The following is a 21,658-nucleotide window of genomic DNA, read 5'->3' as shown; positions in this document are numbered from 1 at the left end:
TTGCAATTAGCCCGTATTTTGCATACCACTCGCAATACCTGCCATGGTAATCATTAAGGCTTTATTGACTTCTGCATTCTCTTCGTCTTTTCGACTACGATACAAAAGTTCCGCCTGCAAATAGTGCAAGGGGTCAATATACGGGTTACGAACATCAATAGACTGCCGAATGGTTTTATTATCTTCAATAAGTCGCTCCTGCTTCTTAAGCATTTGCACCAACTCACTCACTTGTTTAAGCTTGCTCCGCAGCAGACGACCTAAGCCTTGCAGCTCTTCTCCGACTAATCTTTTTTCATAATACTCTGCAATTTCAGGCTCTGCTTTTGCTAAAACCATGTCAAGCATATCCAAATAAGCCCCAAAAAACGGCCATTGTTTATGCATCTCACGCAGCTTTTCTAAGTTTCCGGACTCCACCCCCTGCAGTAACGCGCTTTCTGCACCCAGCCAAGCAGGCAACATAAGTCGAATTTGCATCCAAGCAAAGATCCAAGGAATGGCCCGCAAACTTTCTACACCGCCATCTGAACGACGACGTGCAGGGCGAGAACCTAAAGGTAATTTGGCCAACTCTTGCTCTGGCGTTGTCGCTCTAAAATAAGGGACAAAGTCTTCATGGCCACGAATAATAGAGCGATACTGGTTCATCCCTACTTCCGCCATTTCATCCATAATTGCACGCCACTCTTCTTTCGGAGGGGCGCCAGGAATCAAAGACGCTTCCATAACAGCTGAACAGTAGAGCTCAAGGGAACGAACCGCGATATCCGGAATACCAAATTTAAAGCGAATCATTTCACCTTGCTCGGTCACTCGAATAGCGCCATTAACTGAACCTGGTGGTTGCGACAAAATAGCCACATGAGCTGGGCCGCCACCACGACCTACAGTACCACCACGACCATGAAACAAGGTCAGGTGAATACCGTGCTTTTTACAAAGGCGTGTAAGCGCTTCTTGTGCTCGATACTGCCCCCATGTTGCTGCAATTTGCCCTGCATCCTTGGCTGAATCCGAATAGCCTATCATCACTTCTTGGCGGCCATTAATATAAGACTTGTACCAAGGAATTGAAAACAACTGCTCAACAATAGGCTCTGCATTATCCAAATCCGCTAGAGTTTCGAACAAAGGAACTATACGCATTGGGAAACTAACACCAGACTCCTTTAGCATTAAGGCTACTGCTAAAACGTCCGATGGTGCACTGGCCATGGAAATAACATAAGAACCAAATGAGTTCTGCTGACCTTGCGATATCATGTCGAACGTATCCAACACCTCTTTAACTTCAGCCGTTGGCGTCCACTCCATAGGTAAAAGTGGGCGCTTAGAATTCAGCTCTGTTAATAAGAAAGCTTGACGAGACGCTTCGTCCCACTCAGCATAATCCCCAAGACCATAGAAACGCGTAATGGCCGATAAAGCATCAATATGTCGAGAAGCATCTTGGCGAACATCTAGGCGCACTAAGGTGGCACCAAACGTTGCAGCACAACGAATAAGATCAAGCAGTGAGCCATTAGCAATCACTTTCATACCGCAATCCAATAGAGACTCGTAACACAAAATCAGGTCATCGGTAAGCTCTTGGATATCAAGGAAGATGCCCTCATCAGACGCTGGTTCACCATCTAAACAAGCTTTCGCCCAGTTTTTAGTCGCCAGCATCTTATTCTCTAGGTGTCGTAACACTTCACGGTAAGGTTGGGCACTATCACCAACACGAGCACGAAGAGCGGCATTACATTGCGTCATAGAAAACTCTGAACGCAATACATTCAAATCTTTTATATATAAATCAGCAGCCATCCAACGAGCCAATAAAGTCACTTCTTTGGTTACTTTATGAGTCACATTCGGGTTACCATCACGGTCGCCGCCCATCCAAGTCGCAAAACGAATAGGCGCCAAATCCAACGGCAAACGCTGTTCTTTTGAAAATACATTAAACTGCTCATCCAATTGACGGAAAAAGCGCGGTACCGCTTGCCATAAAGACTGCTCAATTACGGCAAACCCCCATTTAGCTTCATCAACAGGTGTCGGTCGCTCTTCACGAATTTCATCAGTATGCCAAGCCTGAGTAATAATTTCCTTCAAGCGCCGGATGTGTTTGGTTTCTTCTAGCGGAAGAATATTATCTTTATCAAGCGCTTCCAACTCACTGGAAATATTGTCATATTTCCGAATCAATGAGCGACGCACTACTTCCGTGGGATGAGCGGTAAGAACAAGCTCAATCGATTGCGATTGCAATGAAGAAATCATTTGTTCGGCAGTAAAGTTTTGCTTTGAAAGGCGAGTTAACAAATCGCCAACTGGGTTATGATACACGCCCAAACTTTCATTAGTGCGGCGGCGGTGCACCCGATGGTATTGTTCGGCAATATTAGATAAGTTTAAAAATTGATTAAATGCACGAGCAACGGGCACAATTTCTTTATCTTCTAACGCCTCTAATGCTTTTATAAGAGCTGCTGAGTCGCCTGATTGACGACCATCTTTGGATAGTAATCGGATGTTTTCTACTTTTTCTAGAAATCCTTCTCCTAAATGATTGCTCATGCTTTCACCAAGACAGTCTCCTAGCAACCTAACATTTTCGCGTAATGACGCCTGACTATCACTCACTTCACCCTCCTAATGTTGCCAACCGCACTCTTTCAAGCGCTCTATTATCCACCCAAACCTACAAACCTTCGCGCTTGGCCTGATCCCAATAACTATCTAGCTCTTCTAAAGAGCAGTCTGTTAGCTTTTTATTCATTGCTGCCACAAGGCTCTCTACTCTACCAAAACGATGACGAAACTTTATATTCGTTTTATTTAATGCCACATCAGGTGAAACCTTAAGATGACGCGCTAAGTTACTGACCGCAAACAAAACGTCTCCCATTTCTTCTTCCACATGGAGACGGTTCTGCTCTTGCATTGCCTCTTCGAGCTCATCTAACTCTTCCCTAATTTTGCTAAAAACTGGCGCCACGTCTGGCCAGTCAAAACCTACTTTAGCTACTTTTTGCTGAATTTTTACCGCCTGCATTAATGCCGGCATCGAAACAGGCACTTCGGCTAGCAAGCCTCTATCTACAGAACCTTTTTCTTGGTCCTTAATTTGCTGCCATTGCTCCGATATTTGCTCTTCTGTCAGCGTCGTAGGCTCACCAAAGCGAGTAATATCGCCATTAGGAAAAACATGAGGGTGACGTCGCAGCATTTTTTCAACAATTCCGGTAGCAATATCATCAAACGTAAAACGCTGTTCCTCTTCCGCCATTTGAGCGTAGAAAACCACTTGAAAAAGTAAATCACCTAACTCTTCTTTTAAATGTTCAAAATCTTCGCGCTCAATCGCGTCTAATACTTCATACGTTTCTTCTAACGTATAAGGCGCGATGCTTTTGTAGGTCTGCTTTTTGTCCCAAGCACAACCAAACTCTTTGTCCCTTAGACAACGCATCAAATACTGTAATTGTGTAACTGAGTTACTCAAAAGTCTTTCTCTCTAAATACATTCAGCACGTTAGGCAATTGGTTAATACGATGCAATAACTTACTCAGAACGCTCAGCTCACCCACTTCAATAGTAAAACGAATACTGGCTGTGTGGTTTTCTTTTGCTGACAACGTATTCATCGATAAAAGGTTTACTTTTTCATTCGCCAACAAGCCAGTGATGTCATTCAATAAACCAGTGCGATCATAAGCTTCAACCTGAATATTAACTGGGTATTGGTTATCAAGCTCCTCCCCCCAACTCACATCAATAATACGTTCAGGCTCATCCAAACCCAATTGAACGATATTAATGCAATCTTGCCTGTGCACAGATACACCACGACCTTGGGTTATAAAACCAACAATGTCATCTCCGGGAATAGGCGTACAGCATTTAGCCATCTGAGTTAATAACTTACCCACACCTAAAATATGAATATCATTATCTGAAGACTTATGACGACTTTTTCTCAAACGAATAGGACGGGATGTCGACGTTTCACCATTAAGGTTGTAAAAATCATCGATAACACGCAGCACACGAGATAATTGAATATCACCAGCCCCAAGGGCAACATACACTTCATCCGCATAAGAAAAGTTAAAGCGAGATGATATGGCCTGCAAATCGATGCGGTTATCTTCAAAACCAAGTCGTTTCAATTGTTTATCTAATAGGAGCTTTCCTGCTTCCAGGTTTTTCTCTCGATCTTCCTTTCTAAACCAGTTTTGAATCTTGGCTCTAGCACGGTTGGTCTGAACATAACCCAATGTGGGGTGCAACCAATCACGACTAGGCCCGCCTTCTTTGGTAGTTAAAATTTCAACTTTGTCGCCAGTTTTTAAGTGAGTGACCAAGGAAATAATTTTACCATTTACCTTGGCTCCACGGCAGCGATGGCCAATTTCTGTGTGTACTCGATAAGCAAAATCTACCGCTGTCGCATTAATAGGTAAATCAACGACGTGACCGTCAGGAGTAAAGACATAAATGCGATCTTGCTCAATATCACTACGCACTTGCTCAGATAGTGACTCCAAATCACCTTGCACTTCATGGAAGTCCAAAATGGTTCTGAGCCACTGAAGCTTTTCTTCGTAGCTACTGCTATTAGAGCTTAAATCTGTCCCCTTGTATTTCCAGTGAGCACAAACGCCAAGTTCAGCATCTTCATGCATTTTGTGGGTGCGAATCTGAATTTCTAAAGCACGGCCTTGAGGACCAACAACCGCGGTATGTAAGGACTGATATCCGTTCGATTTGGGGTTACTAATGTAATCATCAAACTCCTGTGGAATTGGACGCCACAGATTATGCACCACACCAAGCACGCCATAGCATTCCATAGGTTCGTCAACCAAAATGCGGACAGCACGAACATCGTACACTTCATCAAAGCCAATATTTTTGCGTTTCATTTTACGCCAAATACTGTAAATATGTTTCGCTCGCCCCATCAAATCCGCATGAATATTAATGGCTTTTAAACGCTCATCTAATAAGTTGATAACATCATCAATATACTGCTGACGATCAAGGCGCTTTTCATCTAACCAAGTAGCGATGCGTTTGTAATCACCAGGATAAAGGTAACGAAAAGATAGATCCTCTAGCTCCCATTTTATGTGACCTATGCCCAGACGATGGGCCAAGGGCGCATAAACACTTTGTACTTCCAGTGCAACGGCAACTCGGCGGTCTTCATTTTGGTGCTTAGCTTCTTTAATAGCACAAGCTCGCTCTGCAAGCTTAATCAGCACAACTCGCACATCGTCTATAATGGAGACTAACATTTTACGCAATGATTCTAGTTGATTGTCACTGCGCCCTAACACCTCTGCGGCAGAGTCGGCCGTTAAGTTTTTCGAGACTTCGCCCATCTTTATTACCCCCTCGACAAGCGAAGAGACTTTTCGACCAAACATATCAGTCACACGTGAAAGGGGGAGTTGGTCTTCTCGTACAACACGATATAAGGCGGCGGCAACTAATGAATCTTGATCAGCTCGAAAACCTGAAAGGATTTCCACCATTTCCAGCCCTGCACGGAAAGTACTCGCTTGCGCACCCCAATAAGAAGGTCTAGCGCACTGCAATTCAGCTTGACGAGCCAACTCACAAGCCATACGTAAAGGAACTCGAGTGCTGTCGTCAATAAGATGTGCAAAATGCCCCATCCAAGCATCAATATCAACACTTCCATCTTCTAACACAGGGTGATCTTTTCTTACCGTTACCATTTATCTGCCCTTAAATTTACTTCTTTTTTTGCAATAACATCATTGTTTCTACATGAGAGGTTTGCGGAAACATATCCATCAAACTAACACGTAAGACACGATATCCCTTTGCAACTAAATACTCGGCATCCCTAGCTAAAGTAGAAGCATTGCAAGAAACATACAATATTTGCGTTGGTCCAATTTTTATTATGCTGTCTAAAAACTCAAGCGCTCCAGCACGAGGTGGATCCAACAACACTTTGGTAATGGCTTGCTCAAAAAACTCACTATTCACAGGCTGTGTCAAGTCGGCCGCCACGAACGACAAGTTCTCTAAACCATTCGCACGAGCATTTTCTCGCGCTGCCTCCACCATAGTATCTTGCACTTCAACACCAATAACTGATTGTGCATGCAGTGCTAACGGTAAAGAAAAATTCCCCACACCGCAAAACAAATCCAACACAACATCATGTTTATCTAGACTTAACCAGTCCATTGCTTGTGCAACCATTTTTTGATTCATGGTGGCGTTTACTTGAATAAAGTCTTGCGGATGATATTTCAACCTTAAATCGCTAAGCTCATAATAGCGCATTTTTTCAGGAGCCACGCTTGCCTTGCTCACTTTTGGTGCTTGCCAATACAAGGCAACCAGCTGCCTTTCAGCCCAATCTTCCCAAGCTTTTTCATGCTCATCTGATATTGAAGAAGTAAGACGCAACAAGACAGAAACACCTTTAGTGTCTTCAAGTAACTCCACATGACCCAGCGCCTCCACCAAATCACTTTTTAACAATGCATGTTTGAGTGAAAGAAAAACCTTTTGCAAATTAGGGGTAAGCACGACACATTGCTCAATCGAGATGATCTCACTCGATGCTTTACCTCGAAAGCCGAACCCCATCCGGCCTTTTTTGAAATCAACTGAAATTCGAGCACGTCGACGGTAACCATTAGGTTTATCCGATAATTGTTCTAGCTCTTGAGTTGTGATCAGGTTACGTAGTTGACCTTTTAACCAATCCGATTTTGCATTTAGCTGCTGTTCATCAGCTAAATGCTGAAAGCTACAACCACCGCAGACATTGAAATGCTGACAAGATGGCTCAACTCGATAGGCACTCGGTTCGACGATATTCACTAAAACAGCTTCATCAAAGCGGCGACCCGCTTTCTTAACTTGCGCCTCGACAGTTTCGCCAGGCAAAGCACCTTCAATAAAAGTGACTTTACCTTGTAAACGAGCGACGCCTTTTGCTTCATGCGTCAAGCCATCTACCACAAAGGTTTGTATTGGGCCCATCGGCTGTTGTTTAGGTGTTGTTGTGCGACGGGGGGATGTTCTTCTTCTCAAAGGAGGCTCTCTTATTCCTGAGTCTAGGATAAATGCGTGGTTATTCTATCGCATCTGAATACAGAACAGTATGCGATAGCGAGCCTTAAATAATTGGGACCTTGATAAATATCATGAGCAAGGGCTTGCTAACTATCAAAAACACCTGTCGACAGATAACGATCGCCACGATCACAAATAATCGCCACAATTACTGCACCACTCAGTTGTTTAGATAATTCCAACGCGGTAGCAACAGAGCCGCCAGAAGACACGCCACAGAAGATACCCTCTTCCTTTGCTAATCGACGCATGGTTACTTCCGCATCTTCTTGAGACACATCCATGACAGTATCCACTCTAGTTTCATCGAAAATAGACGGTAAATACTCTTTTGGCCAACGACGAATACCAGGAATACTTGAGCCATCCTGTGGCTGAAGCCCAACAATTCGAATCTCTTTATTCTGCTCTTTCAAATATTGAGAGACCCCCATGATAGTACCAGTAGTCCCCATAGAGCTTACAAAATGCGTTACCGTACCTTGTGTTTGCTGCCAAATTTCTGGCCCTGTCGTGAGGTAGTGCGCATTGGGGTTGTCCTGGTTAGAAAATTGATTCAATACGACACCAACACCTTGATCTTGCATCTCCTGAGCAAGATCTCGCGCTTTTTCCATCCCCTCTTCTTTACTCACCAAATGTAATATTGCTCCATAAGCTGACATAGCAGACTTACGCTCTTGGCTCATATTATCAGGCATGATCAAATGCATTTTATAACCTTTAATCGCTGCCACCATGGCTAACGCAATACCAGTATTGCCACTGGTTGCCTCGATCAAACTATCACCTGGTTTTATATCACCACGAAGCTCCGCTTGAAGTATCATATTTAAAGCTGGGCGATCTTTTACCGAACCGGCAGGATTTTGTCCTTCCAGCTTTAATAAAATGGTGTTGCTTGGATTAGGATTGATACGCTGCAAGCGAACCAAAGGGGTTTGTCCAATTAAGGTCTCGATACTAGGATATTGAATCATAAAAAACTTCATTGACATTGATGACTTAGGGAATGACACTTAACGCATTACGTCTATTTAAAAACACTTACACTAAACAGTACAATAAGAAAGCGTTATAAACTTAGTTTCAATTTCGCATTTTAGAGTAAAAGATATGCTAGTGACACGCATTTTCACCCTACTTTGTTTATCACTAATAATCAGTAGTTGCGACACGTCCAATGAAGACCTGACTGGACTAAATAATATAGAACTCAGAAAAAAATGGCGCGAATGCGCTTATATCAACACACCTTCTAGCAGTGAACAGAAAGCATGCGCTAACTATGAAAGAGAATGCAATGACCGCAAAAACAAAGGTAACCTATCCTGCTATTAACTCGCCGATTAGACTTATAGCATGACAAATCCGCCCCTTATAAACTTATCCGCACTCAGTCTAAGCAATAAACTATTTTGGGCATTATTTGCGCCCGTTTTTTTTCTTTCTGTACTAGCAAGCAGTTTTCTTTTATCGACACGATTTCATGACTTAAACAACAATTTATACGAACATACCTCTCACATTACTGAGCAAGTTGCGACCACAAGCGAATACGCAATTGTATTTTCTGATCAAAACATGATGTATCGGATATTACAGAATGCGTTAAAAAACCAGGATATTAGTAGCGTACAACTCTTCAACAGTGAACAGAAAGTCATTGCAGAGCTAGGCAAAACACCAGACAGAAACGAGACAATATTTCCAAATGGCAACACGATCAAAGAACATGATTCCTATTTAGAGTCTATTAGCGCCATTCACTATACAAACAACTCCTCTGATGCCGCATTCAGTACCCAGGCAGATTTATTTAACTCAGCAAATCAACGTAGCCTGATCGGCTGGGTAAAAATTGAAGCGAATAAATCTGAAATACAAATAGAAATGTATCAATATGCCAGCCTTGTCATTTTTATCTTAGTTATCTTTAACATATTGGCTATTTTAGGAGCATTTCACCTATCAAAAACGCTAACCTTACCAATAGATAGATTATCATCCGCCTTAAACAAGCTCGTAAAAGGTCAATTTTCAACCGCTAAGCTGATGAAATTACCCCCTGAATACGAAGCCCTACAAAAAGACTTACTCGATCTAAGCGAAAGACTCGAACATCATAACGAAGACATGATTGCTGGTATTGAGCAAGCAACAGAAGACATACGCCGAAGTATGGATAGCATGGAAGAAAAAAGTGCTCAGCTGCACATAGCGAACCGTGAAGCAATGGAATCAAACCGCTTAAAATCACAATTTTTGGCCAATATTAGCCACGAAGTCCGCACGCCTCTCAACGCCATTTTAGGCTATACAAAAACCTTACAGAAAGATATCACAGACACTCAGCAGCGCCTTTATGTCGACACTATTGAGCAATCGACCAATAGCCTCCTTACCATTATTGGCGACATTTTGGACTTCTCCAAAATAGAAGCAGGGAAATTGAACCTAGAAAGCAACCACTTCAACTTAAAAGCACTTCTAGATGATGTTTACCAAACCCTCAGCATCAACCTTCTAACGAAAGAAAAGCAAATTGACCTAGTACCAGAATTTAACCAAGACGTTCCCGAATGGGTCATTGGTGACAGCACACGAGTTCGACAAATTTTAACCAATCTAATTGGTAACGCTGTCAAATTTACTCACCAAGGCTCAGTTCGTACCAAGGTGTCTATCGCAACCCAAAACGGCCAAGATGTGACCCTGTCTTTTCAAATAATAGACACAGGCATAGGCATCGCCGAACATAAAATCAACCGTTTGTTTAAACCTTTCTCACAAGTCGATACCAGTACCACTAGGCAATTTGGTGGCACAGGGCTTGGCTTAGTCATCACCAAAAAGCTGGTTGAGCAAATGAACGGCAAAATTGAAGTTAGCAGCGACCCTAGCATAGGCTCCACTTTCCGCTTCACCATCAACCTCAAAACCTCACCAAAATTGAGCCATAATAAAAGCGCACTCAACCGACATGTTGTTTTACTTGAACCTAGCGCGACGTATAAAGGCTATCTAAACAGCTATTTGAAAAATATTGGGGTTAGCTGTACAAATTGCTCTGACTTGGAGCAAATGGTGGCTATACTCAATAAAAAACATGAAAAAATTGATGCTATTCTACTCAGTGTAATGCCTGACGAACAAAGTGTTGCAGAAGCGCAGGAGCTAGTGACCTATTCAACGCAACAATTTTCTATTCCATGCATCTTGATGATTCAGCCGCCAGGTCAAATTTCCCACTACGCCGACCTTAAAGAACTGTGCAGTGATATTTTACTCAAACCTATTAGTCACGACCGCCTCTATACAGCTCTCCAACACCTTAATAACAGCCATGCGCCCATTACACCACTGCCACCTCAAACCAATACCTTACACGAAAAAATAAGCGGCCTTAACATTTTAGCCGTAGACGATTCGCCAATAAACCTACAACTTCTCAAACATTGGTTAACACCTATCGGCATTAAGGTTTCTTTAGCCTACAGTGGCCAACAAGCCATAAATATGGCGCTAAATGAAAGCTACGATCAGATATTTATGGACATACAAATGCCAGAAATGGATGGTATGGAAACCACACGGCAACTTCGACAAATAGAAAATTATAAAAACACTCCTATTATCGCCTTAACTGCTCACGCTTTAGGCTCAGAACAACAACAAATACTATCTAGCGGTATGAATGCTTACCTAACAAAACCAATTAATGAAGAGCTACTGCTTAGCACAATCAATATGTGGCGCTCCAACACTAAAACTTTCCAAGATCAAGTGGATGATAAACTGGTTGGTATTTTCGATTTAGAACGGGCACAAGAAATCGTCGACGGTAAAACTGACATTGCAAAAGAAATGTTTGATATGTTGGCTGACTCACTGGAAGCTGAGAAAAAACTTATCCAGCATCATCTAGAAAATCAAGACACAGAGAAACTCATCGAAGTTGTGCACAGGATTCATGGCGCCTCTAAGTATACCGGCACGATAAACATAGCGCGTCACGCAGGATTTTTAGAGACACACTTAAAAGAACTGGGCCTAGAAGAAGTCGAAGGCGTGGCTGAAGATTTTATTGAAGCAATAGACGACCTACTCAATCATCGAGAACTAATTCCTTGGCCTCAACCCTTAGACTCAAGCACAACAAAAGCCTGAGCATAAGCCTTTTCGTCTGTCAGGCTTAAATGCCACGATACAGGAAACTCATAACGAGCAGTGATGCTATCATCCACTATCAGTATTGGCTGACCAGAAGGTAGATTACCCACACTAAAATGCTGGAAGCTGACACCTGAGCCAATTCCTGTCCCCAAGGCTTTCACTGCCGCTTCTTTCGCTGCAAAACGCTTCGCAACATAGGCATTTGCCTTATCTGCATTATTGATTTGTGCCCAACGCGCTTTCTCGTCGGGGGTTAATATCCTATCAATGAATCGCTCACCTAGTCGCTCGACAGATTGAGTAACACGAGATATTTCTACCAAATCCGTACCAATGCCAATAATCAAACACTCACCTCTTTATAAAACTCATTTTCACAAGGCACGAAAAATAGGCACACCTAAATGCCGTTCCCCTTGAAAAGACTGCTTTGGCAGTAAGCGCCTAGAAACGACAGGCTTACCGCTCAACAAACTGTCTAACCAATTACGATGCAACTCTTTGGCGAGGCTTAAAACTTGCCTATCAGTCCACTTACCTGCGTGATAATCGAGTGCCACCTGCCCTTCAACAAACAACATAGGCGTTTGTTTAGGTATCTCTCCATAATAAGGCCGTAAACCAAATTTATAATGAAACTGATAAATCTGACGCGCCTCAAGCAGTTCCCCCCGACCGGTTGATATCATATTAATACCAACACCCAATTCAGAAAAAAGCCCAACTTCGAAACGTCTTAACAAAGGTGCTATCGGTGCACCAGCGTATAAATTTTCAATCAACCATTGATAGAGCTCAAAAACATCTGGCAATGGCAGGTTAACTGGTAATAGCTTCTCAAGTAACTCATGCACATACAGTGCTGCGTATAAAGGCAACCCCTCCAAAGAAGATGCAGACTTTATTGACTCCAAGCTTTTCACCGTTTTTAAATCACTACGACCCGAAAACTCCATTTCATAACATAAAAAAGGCCCAGGTATGACCCGAGCCTCTTTTTTTGGTAACCGCCACACCCCCCGAATCAAACCCTGCTCAAGGGTTAACATATCAAGCAGGATTTTACTGTCTTGGAAAGGGCGAGTATGAATCACATACGCAGAAACGCGCATCGAAATTATTCTTCCTGATAACCCAAACTGGCCAAAGCACGCTCATCATCCGACCAACCAGAACGTATTTTGATCCAAAGGTTCAACATCACCTTATGTTGGAATAAATTCTCCATATCAATACGTGCTTCTTTACCAATAAGCTTAATTTTATCGCCACGTTCGCCGATGATAATACGCTTTTGACCATTTCGTTCAACCAAAATCAGAGCACTAATATGAATAGCTGATTCTTCGTAGACAAACTCTTCTATCTGTACCGCCACTTCATAAGGCACTTCTTGTCCAAGCTGACGGGTGATCTTTTCACGCACTATTTCCGCCGCTAAAAAGCGCGAGCTACGGTTCGTGATCTGATCTTCAGGATAAAACTGTGTACCTTCAGGAATATAGCTTTCAACTAAGCGTTCCAAACGGTCTAAATTATTATTACGCAGCGCCGAAATAGGAACAATCTGAGCAAAACTCATCCGATCAGATAAGTTCGCTAAGCGAGGCAAAAGGTCTTCTTTTTGATCCAACTGATCCACTTTATTCACTACCAGAATAACAGGGCAGCGAGCGTGCTTCACCTTTTGAAGAACCGATTCATCTTCCTCAGTCCATCTGTCCGCATCAATAACAAACAGCACAACATCAACATCTTTCAACGCCGCTGCAGCTGCCTTATTCATAATACGGTTAATGGCTTTCGTTTCACCTAAATGCAATCCCGGCGTATCGACATAAATCGCCTGAACATGCCCCTCAGTCTTAACACCTAGAATCTGATCTCGGGTTGTCTGTGGCTTACGTGAAGTAATAGATAATTTTTGCCCCAAGATGTGATTAAGCAAAGTTGACTTACCCACATTAGGGCGGCCAACAATGGCAATATAGCCACAGTGCGTAACTTCAACTTCAAGCTCAGACATCTTTCTTTTCCAATTTTTTCAATGCTTTTGCAGCTGCATTTTGCTCTGCAATTCGTCGGCTATTGCCTTTACCTTCAATGAACTCTTCGCACAGCTCTATATGACAATGCACATAAAAAGTCTGATCATGAGGATCACCGACAATATTAACAACATCATATTGAGGCAGTGCGTGCTTACGAGCTTGCAAAAACTCTTGTAGTCGAGTTTTTGCATCCTTAGTAACAATCTTTAACGATGTCGCATTTAAGCGCTCTTTATACCACTCTAAAATATGCTGCCGACAAACATCCATACCAGCATCTAGATACATAGCACCAATAATCCCTTCGACGGTATCAGCCAAAATAGAGTCACGTCTAAAGCCACCACTTTTCAGCTCTCCAGCGCCCAGCTTAAGATAGTCACCTAACTCAAACTCTCTTGCCAATTCAGCTAAAGTGTCGCCTTTAACCAATGAGGCTCTCAAACGGCTTAATTCGCCTTCTTTGGCTTTTGGAAAACGGTGAAAAAGATCTTCCGCAATCACATAGTTAAGAATAGAGTCACCCAAAAACTCAAGGCGCTCGTTATTTTTTCCACCAAAACTACGGTGCGTTAGCGCCAGTTCAAGCAGTCCAAGGTCAGCAAAAAAGTAACCAATTCGCCGACTCAGCTTCTGATACAATGAACTCAAAATGTCTCCAAAAATACTTATTCAATCAAACCGTTGTGTTTAAAGCTTGGGATACTGAAAAACTTATCCCAATGCAGCCAGACATAAAAAGCTCGCCCCTTCATGTTTTCATCTGGTACGAATCCCCAGAATCGACTGTCTGCACTATTATCTCGATTATCCCCCATCACAAAGTAATGCCCTGCTGGTACAGTCCATTCACCTTCGTGAGGTGTAAATCGGTAACTATTATAAATATCGTGTTTTACACCGCCTAAATTCTCGCTAAATAAATCAACAGGTTCTTGATCTGGGTTCAAGGATACTGGCAATTTAGCTAAAAATTCTTTGCTCACTTGCTCGCCATTAACCGTCAAAATCTTATTGTGATAACTCACTTGATCACCAGGTAAGCCCACCAAACGTTTAATATAGTTTAGACTAGGATCTAGAGGATATTTAAAAACAACCACATCGCCACGCTTAGGTTCTGTGGTTGGGATTAGCGTCGTATTTAAAACCGGTAAACGAAGACCGTAGTCAAACTTATTCACTAGAATAAAATCGCCAATTTTTAGTGTTGGCAGCATGGAACCAGATGGAATCTGAAAAGGCTCGACAACAAAAGAACGGAGACCAAAGATAACAGCGATAATAATGAAGTATGACTTCACTTCCACAACAAACTTAGGCGTGTCAGCCAATCGCTGCTGAGCATCTTTACTCAACACAGCTCGCGTTTCGGTCGCCATATTTGCCAACACAACCTTACGTTTTGGCAAATACACAACACGGTCGTAAACCCAGAAGACACCTGTCACCAAAAATGCAATGGCCAGTATCAATTCGAAATCAAAACCCATAGTTCATTTCTCCACCAAGGAGTGCCCCTGGCACCCCTGTTGATTATCTGGCTAGCTATCCAGTTGTAAAACCGCAAGGAAAGCAGATTGTGGTACTTCAACATTACCCACCTGCTTCATGCGCTTTTTACCTTCTTTCTGTTTCTGTAACAGTTTCTTCTTACGACTAACATCACCACCGTAACACTTAGCGATAACGTTTTTACGCAGAGCTTTCACCGTTGTACGCGAAATAACTTTCGCACCAACAGCCCCTTGGATTGCCACATCGAACATCTGACGAGGAATCAAGTCCTTCATTTTTTCACACAAGGCTCGGCCTCGGAACTGCACGTTATCTTTATGCATAATCAGTGCTAGGGCATCGACACGCTCACCATTAATCAATATATCCAAACGACACAATGGTGCAGGGCTAAAGTGAGAAAAGCTGTAATCCAAAGAAGCGAAACCGCGACTACAAGATTTCAATTTATCAAAGAAGTCCATAACCACTTCGTTCATTGGTAGCTGATAGCGTAACTGCACTTGTCGGCCAACGTATAACATGTCTTTTTGAATACCGCGCTTCTCTACACATAATGTAATAACGTTACCCAAATACTCCTGCGGCACCAAAATATTGGCTTCCACGATTGGTTCACGCATTTCTTTAATAGTCGCTGGATCAGGCATTTTTGACGGGCTATCTACATTAATTACGTCACCGTTATTTAACTCAACTTCAAACACAACTGTTGGCGCAGTGGTAATTAAGTCTAAATCGTATTCTCGCTCTAAACGTTCCTGAATGATTTCCATATGCAGCATGCCTAAGAAGCCACAACGAAAGCCAAAGCCTAATGCATCAGAGCTTTCAGGTTCAAAGAACAGCGACGCATCGTTTAGTGTCAATTTATCCAAGGCAACACGAAAATCTTCGTATTGATCCGAGCTTACTGGGAAAACACCAGCATAAACTTGCGGTTTAACTTTTTGGAAACCCGCTAATTGAGGAACATCAGGTGTCGAAGTATGGGTAATGGTATCCCCCACTGGCGCACCATGAATGTCTTTAATACCCGCAACAACATAACCTACTTCCCCCGCTCTCAACACGCCAGTTTCTTTACGTTTTGGCGTAAAAATACCAGCCATATCAACAGGGTGAGACATCTTAGTAGATTTAATATAAATCTTGTCTTTTTTACGTAAAGTACCTTGCTTAATACGAACAAGGGAAACCACACCCAGATAATTATCAAACCATGAATCGATAATAAGCGCTTGAAGCGGCGCATCCACATCACCTTCTGGTGGTGGAACGGTCGCCACCAGACGCTCTAAAACATCATCAACACCCATGCCTGTTTTTGCTGAACAGGTCACAGCATCCATTGCATCGATACCAATGATCTCTTCAATTTCAGCACAAACACGCTCAGGTTCAGCTTGAGGTAAGTCTATTTTATTCAATACCGGCATAACTTCGAGTCCTTGCTCGATGGCGGTATAACAGTTAGCAACTGATTGAGCCTCAACACCTTGTGCCGCATCAACCACCAGCAATGCACCTTCACAGGCTGCAAGAGAACGTGAGACCTCATAAGAGAAATCAACATGTCCTGGTGTATCGATAAAGTTCAATTGATAAACTTGACCATCTTTTGCATGGTAATCAAGCGTTACGCTTTGCGCCTTGATGGTAATGCCTCGCTCACGCTCGATGTCCATAGAGTCAAGAACCTGAGCGGACATTTCACGTTCGCTCAAACCTTCACAAGTCTGAATGAAGCGATCGGCTAAGGTCGATTTTCCGTGGTCGATATGGGCGATGATACTAAAATTGCGTATGTGCTTAAGATTATTGGAAGACACTATTTACTCACACTTTAAAAGCGATATTTGAATGATTACCTGTTGATAAATGTGTCAGCATGCACATTTTTAATCTAAACGCTGCATTAATCAGCCAGCACAACCATGCCAGCTCAATGAAAAACTTATCAACAAGTATTCAGGATAGAAATTGGCGAGCATTCTACCGAAAATCGAGCGCGGACTCCATTTATTTCCGAGATCAAACATACTGGAGTCGCAACTATCTACCTTCTACGGTAAAACAACACCTCGTTCCTTTAAAATACGCTCGACAGTATCAACTGTCGCTTGCGTATGCGCATCTATTTCAAGATTCACTTTATCGCCAATGGATAAGCTACCAAATGTAGTAAGCCTGATTGTTTCAGGAATTAAAGAAACCTCCAACCAATCATTGCCAATATCACTAATTGTCAAACTTGACCCATTCAAACCAACGTATCCCTTGTTGAATAAGTAACGTCTAGCATCTACTTCATCTTGGCGGTCTGTCGTAAAACGAATATGGACACTTTCTTCAACCTTCTCAATCATCGATACCGTAACAGATGTCATTATGTGACCAGACATTACATGCCCGCCAATTTCATCACCCATTTTTGCCGCACGCTCAAAATTAACCGTATCGCCAGCCTGCAATTGGCCAATGTTGGTGAGCGCTAATGTGGTATCGATGACATCAAATGTCAGTACATCATGACCTATTTCCGCAACAGTAAGGCACACACCATTTATTGCCACACTCGCACCAAGTTGCTGACTTAACATAACCCCAGCAGGAAAAACAATTTCAAGGCGCTTATTCCGCCCAACTTGACTCGCTTCTTGGACAGTAGCTGTGCCCTGAACAATACCCGTAAACATAAAACGCCCTCATTTCAGGTGAAAATATAAACACATTACCCAATTAACGTAAGTTAAACCAAAGACTGCAGAAGAAATGAACACCCATGATCAAAGCTGCATAGTGACTGGTTTTGCGTAAGTTATCAAAGATTCACCAATAGGGTTATCCACAACTTACGGGGATAACCGACATTCAATCCAATAACTAAAAATTCAAACCTTACTAATGCGCCCAATTTATTGTTTTTCAAGCTTATACGGGACAGTAGTTCAATAATCATCCCAGTTAAGCCAAAGAAAAATGCCAACTTTCGTTTATTTGAAATATAAAAAAGCCGCTTAAAAAAGCGGCTTGCAATTATATTTACGCACTGAATCACAAAAAAATCAGTCGGCTAAGGCTTCGATCATGCCTTGCGTCACCAAGGTGATACCATCTGAATTTCGATAAAACCGTGCCGCATCAGCAACAGGATCTTCGCCAATAACTGTCCCTTCAGGGATACAACAATCAGAATCCACAACTACTTTATTCAAGCGGCAATGGCGACCAATATCGCATCGAGGCAAGATAACTGATTTATTCACATACGAATAAGAGTTCACTCGTACGTTATTAAACAAAATTGACTGCTCAACCGTTGAACCTGAAACGATACAACCTGCAGACACTACAGAATTTAATGCGGTACCAATTCGCTCTTCATAATTATAATTAAACTTGGCCGCCGGTCGCTGATATTGAGCGGTGCGAATCGGCCACTCTTCATCGTATAAATCCAACTCAGGAACCAAACGAGTCAAGTCCATATTGGCTTCCCAATAAGCCGTCAACGTGCCCACATCACGCCAATAAGGAGCATCAGGGTAGCTCTTATTATCAATTACACTCTGAGAAAAATGATGCGCTTTGATTTTACTGCGCCCAACAAACAAGGGAATTAAGTCCTTACCAAAATCATGACTAGAATCGTCATCACGGGCATCCGAACGCAAATTCTCAGACAAAAATTTAGTATTAAAGATATAAATCCCCATGCTCGCAAGCGAGACATTAGGCTTACCAGGCATAGTAGGCGGGTCAGAAGGCTTTTCTTCGAACGCGATAATATTATCACTTTCATCTACATGCATAATGCCAAACTGATCCGCCTCTTTCAGAGGTACTTCTATACAAGCGACAGTGACATCCGCTCCACTTTCAATGTGATCTTGTAGCATAAGGCTATAATCTTGCTTGTAAACATGGTCACCAGCAAGAATCAAAATGTACTCACTTTCTAAACCATCAATCATGGTCAAGTTTTGGTAAACCGCATCAGCTGTTCCACGATACCAATCACCGCCAGTCTGTTGCTGGGCAGGCCATAATTCGATGAATTCATTAAAATCTGAGCGTAGAAAGTTCCAACCCCGTTGAACATGCTGGTTCAAAGTATGAGAACGGTATTGTGTCAGGACAGCAATCCGGCGCATACCTGAGTTGATACAATTAGAGAGCGGGAAATCTATAATTTTGTACTTACCGGCAATAGGCACGGCAGGTTTTGAACGGTTATCGGTTAATTGTTTTAATCTTGAACCACGTCCACCGGCTAGGATAATGGACAGAGTTTTCATACGCGCCGTATTTAAATCCATGTGATACCCTTAAAATTTTTATCAACACACTCAATTCAAAGTTCCATTTAGGTATACTCTTATCATTATTCCAAATCAATAAGATGCATAATAATGAAAATACTATTTGCCGCCTCCGAAGTTTACCCTCTAATTAAAACCGGTGGTTTAGCCGATGTCGCTGGCGCCCTACCTGTCGCTTTGAGAAAGAAAGGCCACGATGTAAAGCTAATCATGCCTGCTTACCAAGGCATACTGGAAAAGGTAGCGCCAATTCAAAAGAGTATCAACCTAGGAAATCCATTTGGGGTTGGAGATTTACTACTTCTCGAAACTCATATACCTGAAAATGACACCCCCATCTGGCTGCTACAATGCCAAGCGCTTTATGAACGTGACGACGGACCTTATGTAGATAACAACGGCATAGATTTCGAAGATAATCATATACGTTTTGCAGCATTGTCATGGGCAGCGGCTACGCTAGCGCGCCATGGACACCTTATGAATTGGCAAGCAGACATACTTCATTTAAACGATTGGCAAACGGGCTTTGCCGCTGCGTATTTGGAAAGCTGGAAAGCAGAACATATCCCAGTTGTCACAACCGTGCATAATTTACGCTATAACGGTAGTTTTGACATGAATCAATTTTCCAGCATGCAATTATCACCAGACTTACTCACTATGCACGGCATGGAGTTTTATGGGCGATTCTCCGGCCTTAAAGCAGGTTTAGTTTATGCTGACGCTGTCACTACCGTTAGCCCTACGTATGCCAAAGAAATTCTTACACCAGAGTATGGCGACGGCCTAGATGGTGTCCTAAGGTCGATGAAAGACAAGCTGGTCGGTATTTTAAATGGCGTCGACTATGATCAATGGTCACCAGATAAAGATACACTGATTACACACAATTACGGCATCAAGACACTCAGCCAAAAACAAACTAACAAGCTGGCGTTATTACAAGAAAATGGCCTCTCAGAAGATCTCAATCAGCCAGTGTTTGGTATTGTTAGTCGACTAACTGAGCAAAAAGGATTAGATCTAGTTTTACAAGTGATGCCAAGTATCTTAGAAAAAGGGGCTCGGCTAATCCTCCTAGGTTCAGGCGATAAATATCTAGAAAACCAATATTTAGAGCTGCAAAAGAATTATCCAACTCAAGTCTCTGTACGTATTGGCTACTTTGAAGATTATTCTCATCGTCTCCAAGCAGGTATTGATGCCTTGCTTATTCCATCCCGCTTTGAGCCTTGCGGCTTAACACAGCTCTACGCATTAAAATATGGAACCTTACCCGTAGTAAGGCAAACAGGTGGCTTAGCAGATACCGTGTTTGAGGAAGGAGAAAAATCAAACGGGTTTGTTTTCCAATCCGCTAATGCGGAGTCTTTGCAAGCCGCGATGGAACGCACTATAAAGTGCTTTCATGAGACTCATAACTGGCAGGAAAAACAGAAAAACGCAATGAGTTACGACTACAGCTGGGAAGCGGTGACTGAACAGTGGACCCAGCTCTATGAGTCTTTAATCCGTCCATAACAAGCAACAAAGAAACAATATAAGGGAGAATGAATACTCTAACTCCCTTTATTTCGACTAAACCTTTATGACTAATGCATCCCCGTTCGGGCGTGAACCTCCCATTCTCGCACACCATCCATTGCTGCCTGCCCAGTAAAACCTTCCTGCTTCATATTGTGTAAAGCGGTTGCGATTTTATGTTTCACACTATCAAGATTACAATGCGATTTCTTAGCCATGGTCAAATACAATCCCTCTCGGCTTATATAAGGCGAAAGAGGAACAACAGAGTCCGACAATCCCAGCATAGTTGCATACGCATAGGCTGGATTCTTTTCATACAAAACGTAATCAACTCTATCTGCAGCCAACATACGTAGCGCTTGCGACAAACTGGCCACAGCTAATATGTTCAGGTTTTGTTGGGCATATTGGTCAAACTCTTGACCAAAACTATTATTAATCACAGTCACTCCCCACTTTCCAGCCAAGTCTTCTTTTTTGCTATAAGGGAAGGGGTTGCTTTTGCTCTGCCACACGACACTTGTTGTATGTAGCATTACTGGCGTGAAATAATCCATATAATCAGCTCGCTCATTGGTATAAAAAGCGCCAGCCATAAGATCAACACGACCACTTTTCACTTCACCTTGAGCTCTCGACCAAGGACCAACATGAATGAGCTCAATTGGAATATTTATTCGGCGGCTTAATTCGTCAATAATTAAGCGATTAACGCCATGGAGTTCAGATGAGGTAGGCGTGTCTCGCCATAAAAAAGGAGGATATTCTGAGTTACCCGTTGCAGTAAGAGATTTACACAACGACGATGGAGCCTTTTCGCCTAGAACAATATCAGCATTTAAAAAAGTCACCGCTAATAAACAGTAAACTATGTGTGTATGCAGCCGCATAAAGCGCCACTCCCTTACAAGTAAAATTCAGACGACAAGCGA

Annotated in this window: 16 protein-coding genes; 2 read left to right on the top strand and 14 right to left on the bottom strand. The window is 42.5% G+C overall.

Features of this window, described 5'->3' with window-relative positions:
• Positions 1-6 precede the first annotated feature (6 nt).
• From ppc to cysM, 5 genes are all read right to left on the bottom strand, one after another.
• Complete coding sequence (ppc, locus tag DFP80_RS13155; protein WP_113917257.1) at positions 7-2,637, bottom strand: phosphoenolpyruvate carboxylase; 2,631 nt, start codon at positions 2,635-2,637, stop codon at positions 7-9.
• A 58-nt stretch (positions 2,638-2,695) separates the two neighbouring features.
• Positions 2,696-3,499: a nucleoside triphosphate pyrophosphohydrolase gene (gene mazG, locus DFP80_RS13150; protein ID WP_113917256.1), complete on the bottom strand. Its 804-nt coding sequence runs from the start codon at positions 3,497-3,499 to the stop codon at positions 2,696-2,698.
• A complete protein-coding gene (gene relA, locus DFP80_RS13145) occupies positions 3,496-5,745 on the bottom strand; it encodes a GTP diphosphokinase (protein ID WP_113917255.1) in 2,250 nt (749 codons plus the stop codon). The genes mazG and relA overlap by 4 nt, the downstream gene beginning before the upstream one ends.
• Positions 5,746-5,761: 16 nt before the next feature.
• Positions 5,762-7,084 (bottom strand): 23S rRNA (uracil(1939)-C(5))-methyltransferase RlmD, encoded by a 1,323-nt coding sequence (rlmD, locus tag DFP80_RS13140; RefSeq protein ID WP_113917254.1) that lies wholly within the window; start codon positions 7,082-7,084, stop codon positions 5,762-5,764.
• Between the two features lie 128 nt (positions 7,085-7,212).
• On the bottom strand, positions 7,213-8,106 hold the full coding sequence (cysM, locus tag DFP80_RS13135) for a cysteine synthase CysM (protein ID WP_113917253.1): 894 nt from the start codon (positions 8,104-8,106) through the stop codon (positions 7,213-7,215).
• A 382-nt stretch (positions 8,107-8,488) separates the two neighbouring features.
• On the opposite strand from cysM, the gene DFP80_RS13130 reads away from it, so the two are divergent.
• Entirely contained in the window at positions 8,489-11,296 is a 2,808-nt protein-coding gene (locus DFP80_RS13130; RefSeq protein ID WP_113917252.1) for a response regulator, read from the top strand.
• Here DFP80_RS13130 and acpS read toward each other — a convergent pair.
• The 8 genes from acpS to glgC all read right to left on the bottom strand — a co-directional run bounded on the left by acpS (position 11,263) and on the right by glgC (position 19,193).
• Positions 11,263-11,649 (bottom strand): holo-ACP synthase, encoded by a 387-nt coding sequence (gene acpS, locus DFP80_RS13125; protein WP_113917251.1) that lies wholly within the window; start codon positions 11,647-11,649, stop codon positions 11,263-11,265. The two genes, DFP80_RS13130 and acpS, sit on opposite strands and share 34 nt — an antisense overlap.
• Before the next feature lie 27 nt (positions 11,650-11,676).
• Positions 11,677-12,414: a DNA repair protein RecO gene (gene recO / locus DFP80_RS13120; RefSeq protein WP_113917250.1), complete on the bottom strand. Its 738-nt coding sequence runs from the start codon at positions 12,412-12,414 to the stop codon at positions 11,677-11,679.
• Positions 12,415-12,419: 5 nt separating this feature from the next.
• Positions 12,420-13,328, bottom strand: a complete 909-nt coding sequence (era, locus tag DFP80_RS13115) for a GTPase Era (RefSeq protein ID WP_113917249.1) — start codon at positions 13,326-13,328, stop codon at positions 12,420-12,422.
• Positions 13,321-14,004 carry a ribonuclease III gene (rnc, locus tag DFP80_RS13110; RefSeq protein ID WP_113917248.1) on the bottom strand — a complete coding sequence of 228 codons (684 nt, stop codon included), beginning with the start codon at positions 14,002-14,004 and terminating at the stop codon, positions 13,321-13,323. The genes era and rnc overlap by 8 nt, the downstream gene beginning before the upstream one ends.
• Before the next feature lie 17 nt (positions 14,005-14,021).
• Positions 14,022-14,846, bottom strand: a complete 825-nt coding sequence (gene lepB, locus DFP80_RS13105; protein ID WP_113917247.1) for a signal peptidase I — start codon at positions 14,844-14,846, stop codon at positions 14,022-14,024.
• A gap of 51 nt (positions 14,847-14,897) precedes the next feature.
• On the bottom strand, positions 14,898-16,703 hold the full coding sequence (gene lepA, locus DFP80_RS13100) for a translation elongation factor 4 (RefSeq protein ID WP_113917246.1): 1,806 nt from the start codon (positions 16,701-16,703) through the stop codon (positions 14,898-14,900).
• 234 nt (positions 16,704-16,937) lie between these two features.
• Positions 16,938-17,570, bottom strand: coding sequence for a riboflavin synthase subunit alpha (locus tag DFP80_RS13095; protein ID WP_113917245.1), 633 nt, complete (start codon positions 17,568-17,570; stop codon positions 16,938-16,940).
• A gap of 369 nt (positions 17,571-17,939) precedes the next feature.
• Positions 17,940-19,193 carry a glucose-1-phosphate adenylyltransferase gene (glgC, locus tag DFP80_RS13090; RefSeq protein ID WP_113917244.1) on the bottom strand — a complete coding sequence of 418 codons (1,254 nt, stop codon included), beginning with the start codon at positions 19,191-19,193 and terminating at the stop codon, positions 17,940-17,942.
• Between the two features lie 93 nt (positions 19,194-19,286).
• Here glgC and glgA point away from each other — a divergent pair, with 93 nt between their 5' ends.
• Positions 19,287-20,720 carry a glycogen synthase GlgA gene (gene glgA, locus DFP80_RS13085; protein WP_113917243.1) on the top strand — a complete coding sequence of 478 codons (1,434 nt, stop codon included), beginning with the start codon at positions 19,287-19,289 and terminating at the stop codon, positions 20,718-20,720.
• Positions 20,721-20,791: 71 nt separating this feature from the next.
• On the opposite strand, the gene DFP80_RS13080 is transcribed toward glgA, so the two are convergent.
• Positions 20,792-21,616 carry a substrate-binding periplasmic protein gene (locus DFP80_RS13080; protein ID WP_113917242.1) on the bottom strand — a complete coding sequence of 275 codons (825 nt, stop codon included), beginning with the start codon at positions 21,614-21,616 and terminating at the stop codon, positions 20,792-20,794.
• Positions 21,617-21,658: the final 42 nt, after the last annotated feature.

It is taken from the genome of Marinomonas rhizomae (genome assembly GCF_003315485.1).
GTDB lineage: Bacteria > Pseudomonadota > Gammaproteobacteria > Pseudomonadales > Marinomonadaceae > Marinomonas > Marinomonas rhizomae.
This window is presented reverse-complemented; position numbering and strand designations above follow the sequence as displayed.

Coding starts and splice junctions, on each gene's coding strand:
- relA (WP_113917255.1), bottom strand. CDS start 5,745: ATGGTAACGGTAAGAAAAGATCACCCTGTGTTAGAAGATGGAAGTGTT.
- cysM (WP_113917253.1), bottom strand. CDS start 8,106: ATGATTCAATATCCTAGTATCGAGACCTTAATTGGACAAACCCCTTTG.
- DFP80_RS13130 (WP_113917252.1), top strand. CDS start 8,489: ATGACAAATCCGCCCCTTATAAACTTATCCGCACTCAGTCTAAGCAAT.
- recO (WP_113917250.1), bottom strand. CDS start 12,414: ATGCGCGTTTCTGCGTATGTGATTCATACTCGCCCTTTCCAAGACAGT.
- era (WP_113917249.1), bottom strand. CDS start 13,328: ATGTCTGAGCTTGAAGTTGAAGTTACGCACTGTGGCTATATTGCCATT.
- lepB (WP_113917247.1), bottom strand. CDS start 14,846: ATGGGTTTTGATTTCGAATTGATACTGGCCATTGCATTTTTGGTGACA.
- DFP80_RS13095 (WP_113917245.1), bottom strand. CDS start 17,570: ATGTTTACGGGTATTGTTCAGGGCACAGCTACTGTCCAAGAAGCGAGT.
- glgC (WP_113917244.1), bottom strand. CDS start 19,193: ATGGATTTAAATACGGCGCGTATGAAAACTCTGTCCATTATCCTAGCC.
- glgA (WP_113917243.1), top strand. CDS start 19,287: ATGAAAATACTATTTGCCGCCTCCGAAGTTTACCCTCTAATTAAAACC.
- DFP80_RS13080 (WP_113917242.1), bottom strand. CDS start 21,616: ATGCGGCTGCATACACACATAGTTTACTGTTTATTAGCGGTGACTTTT.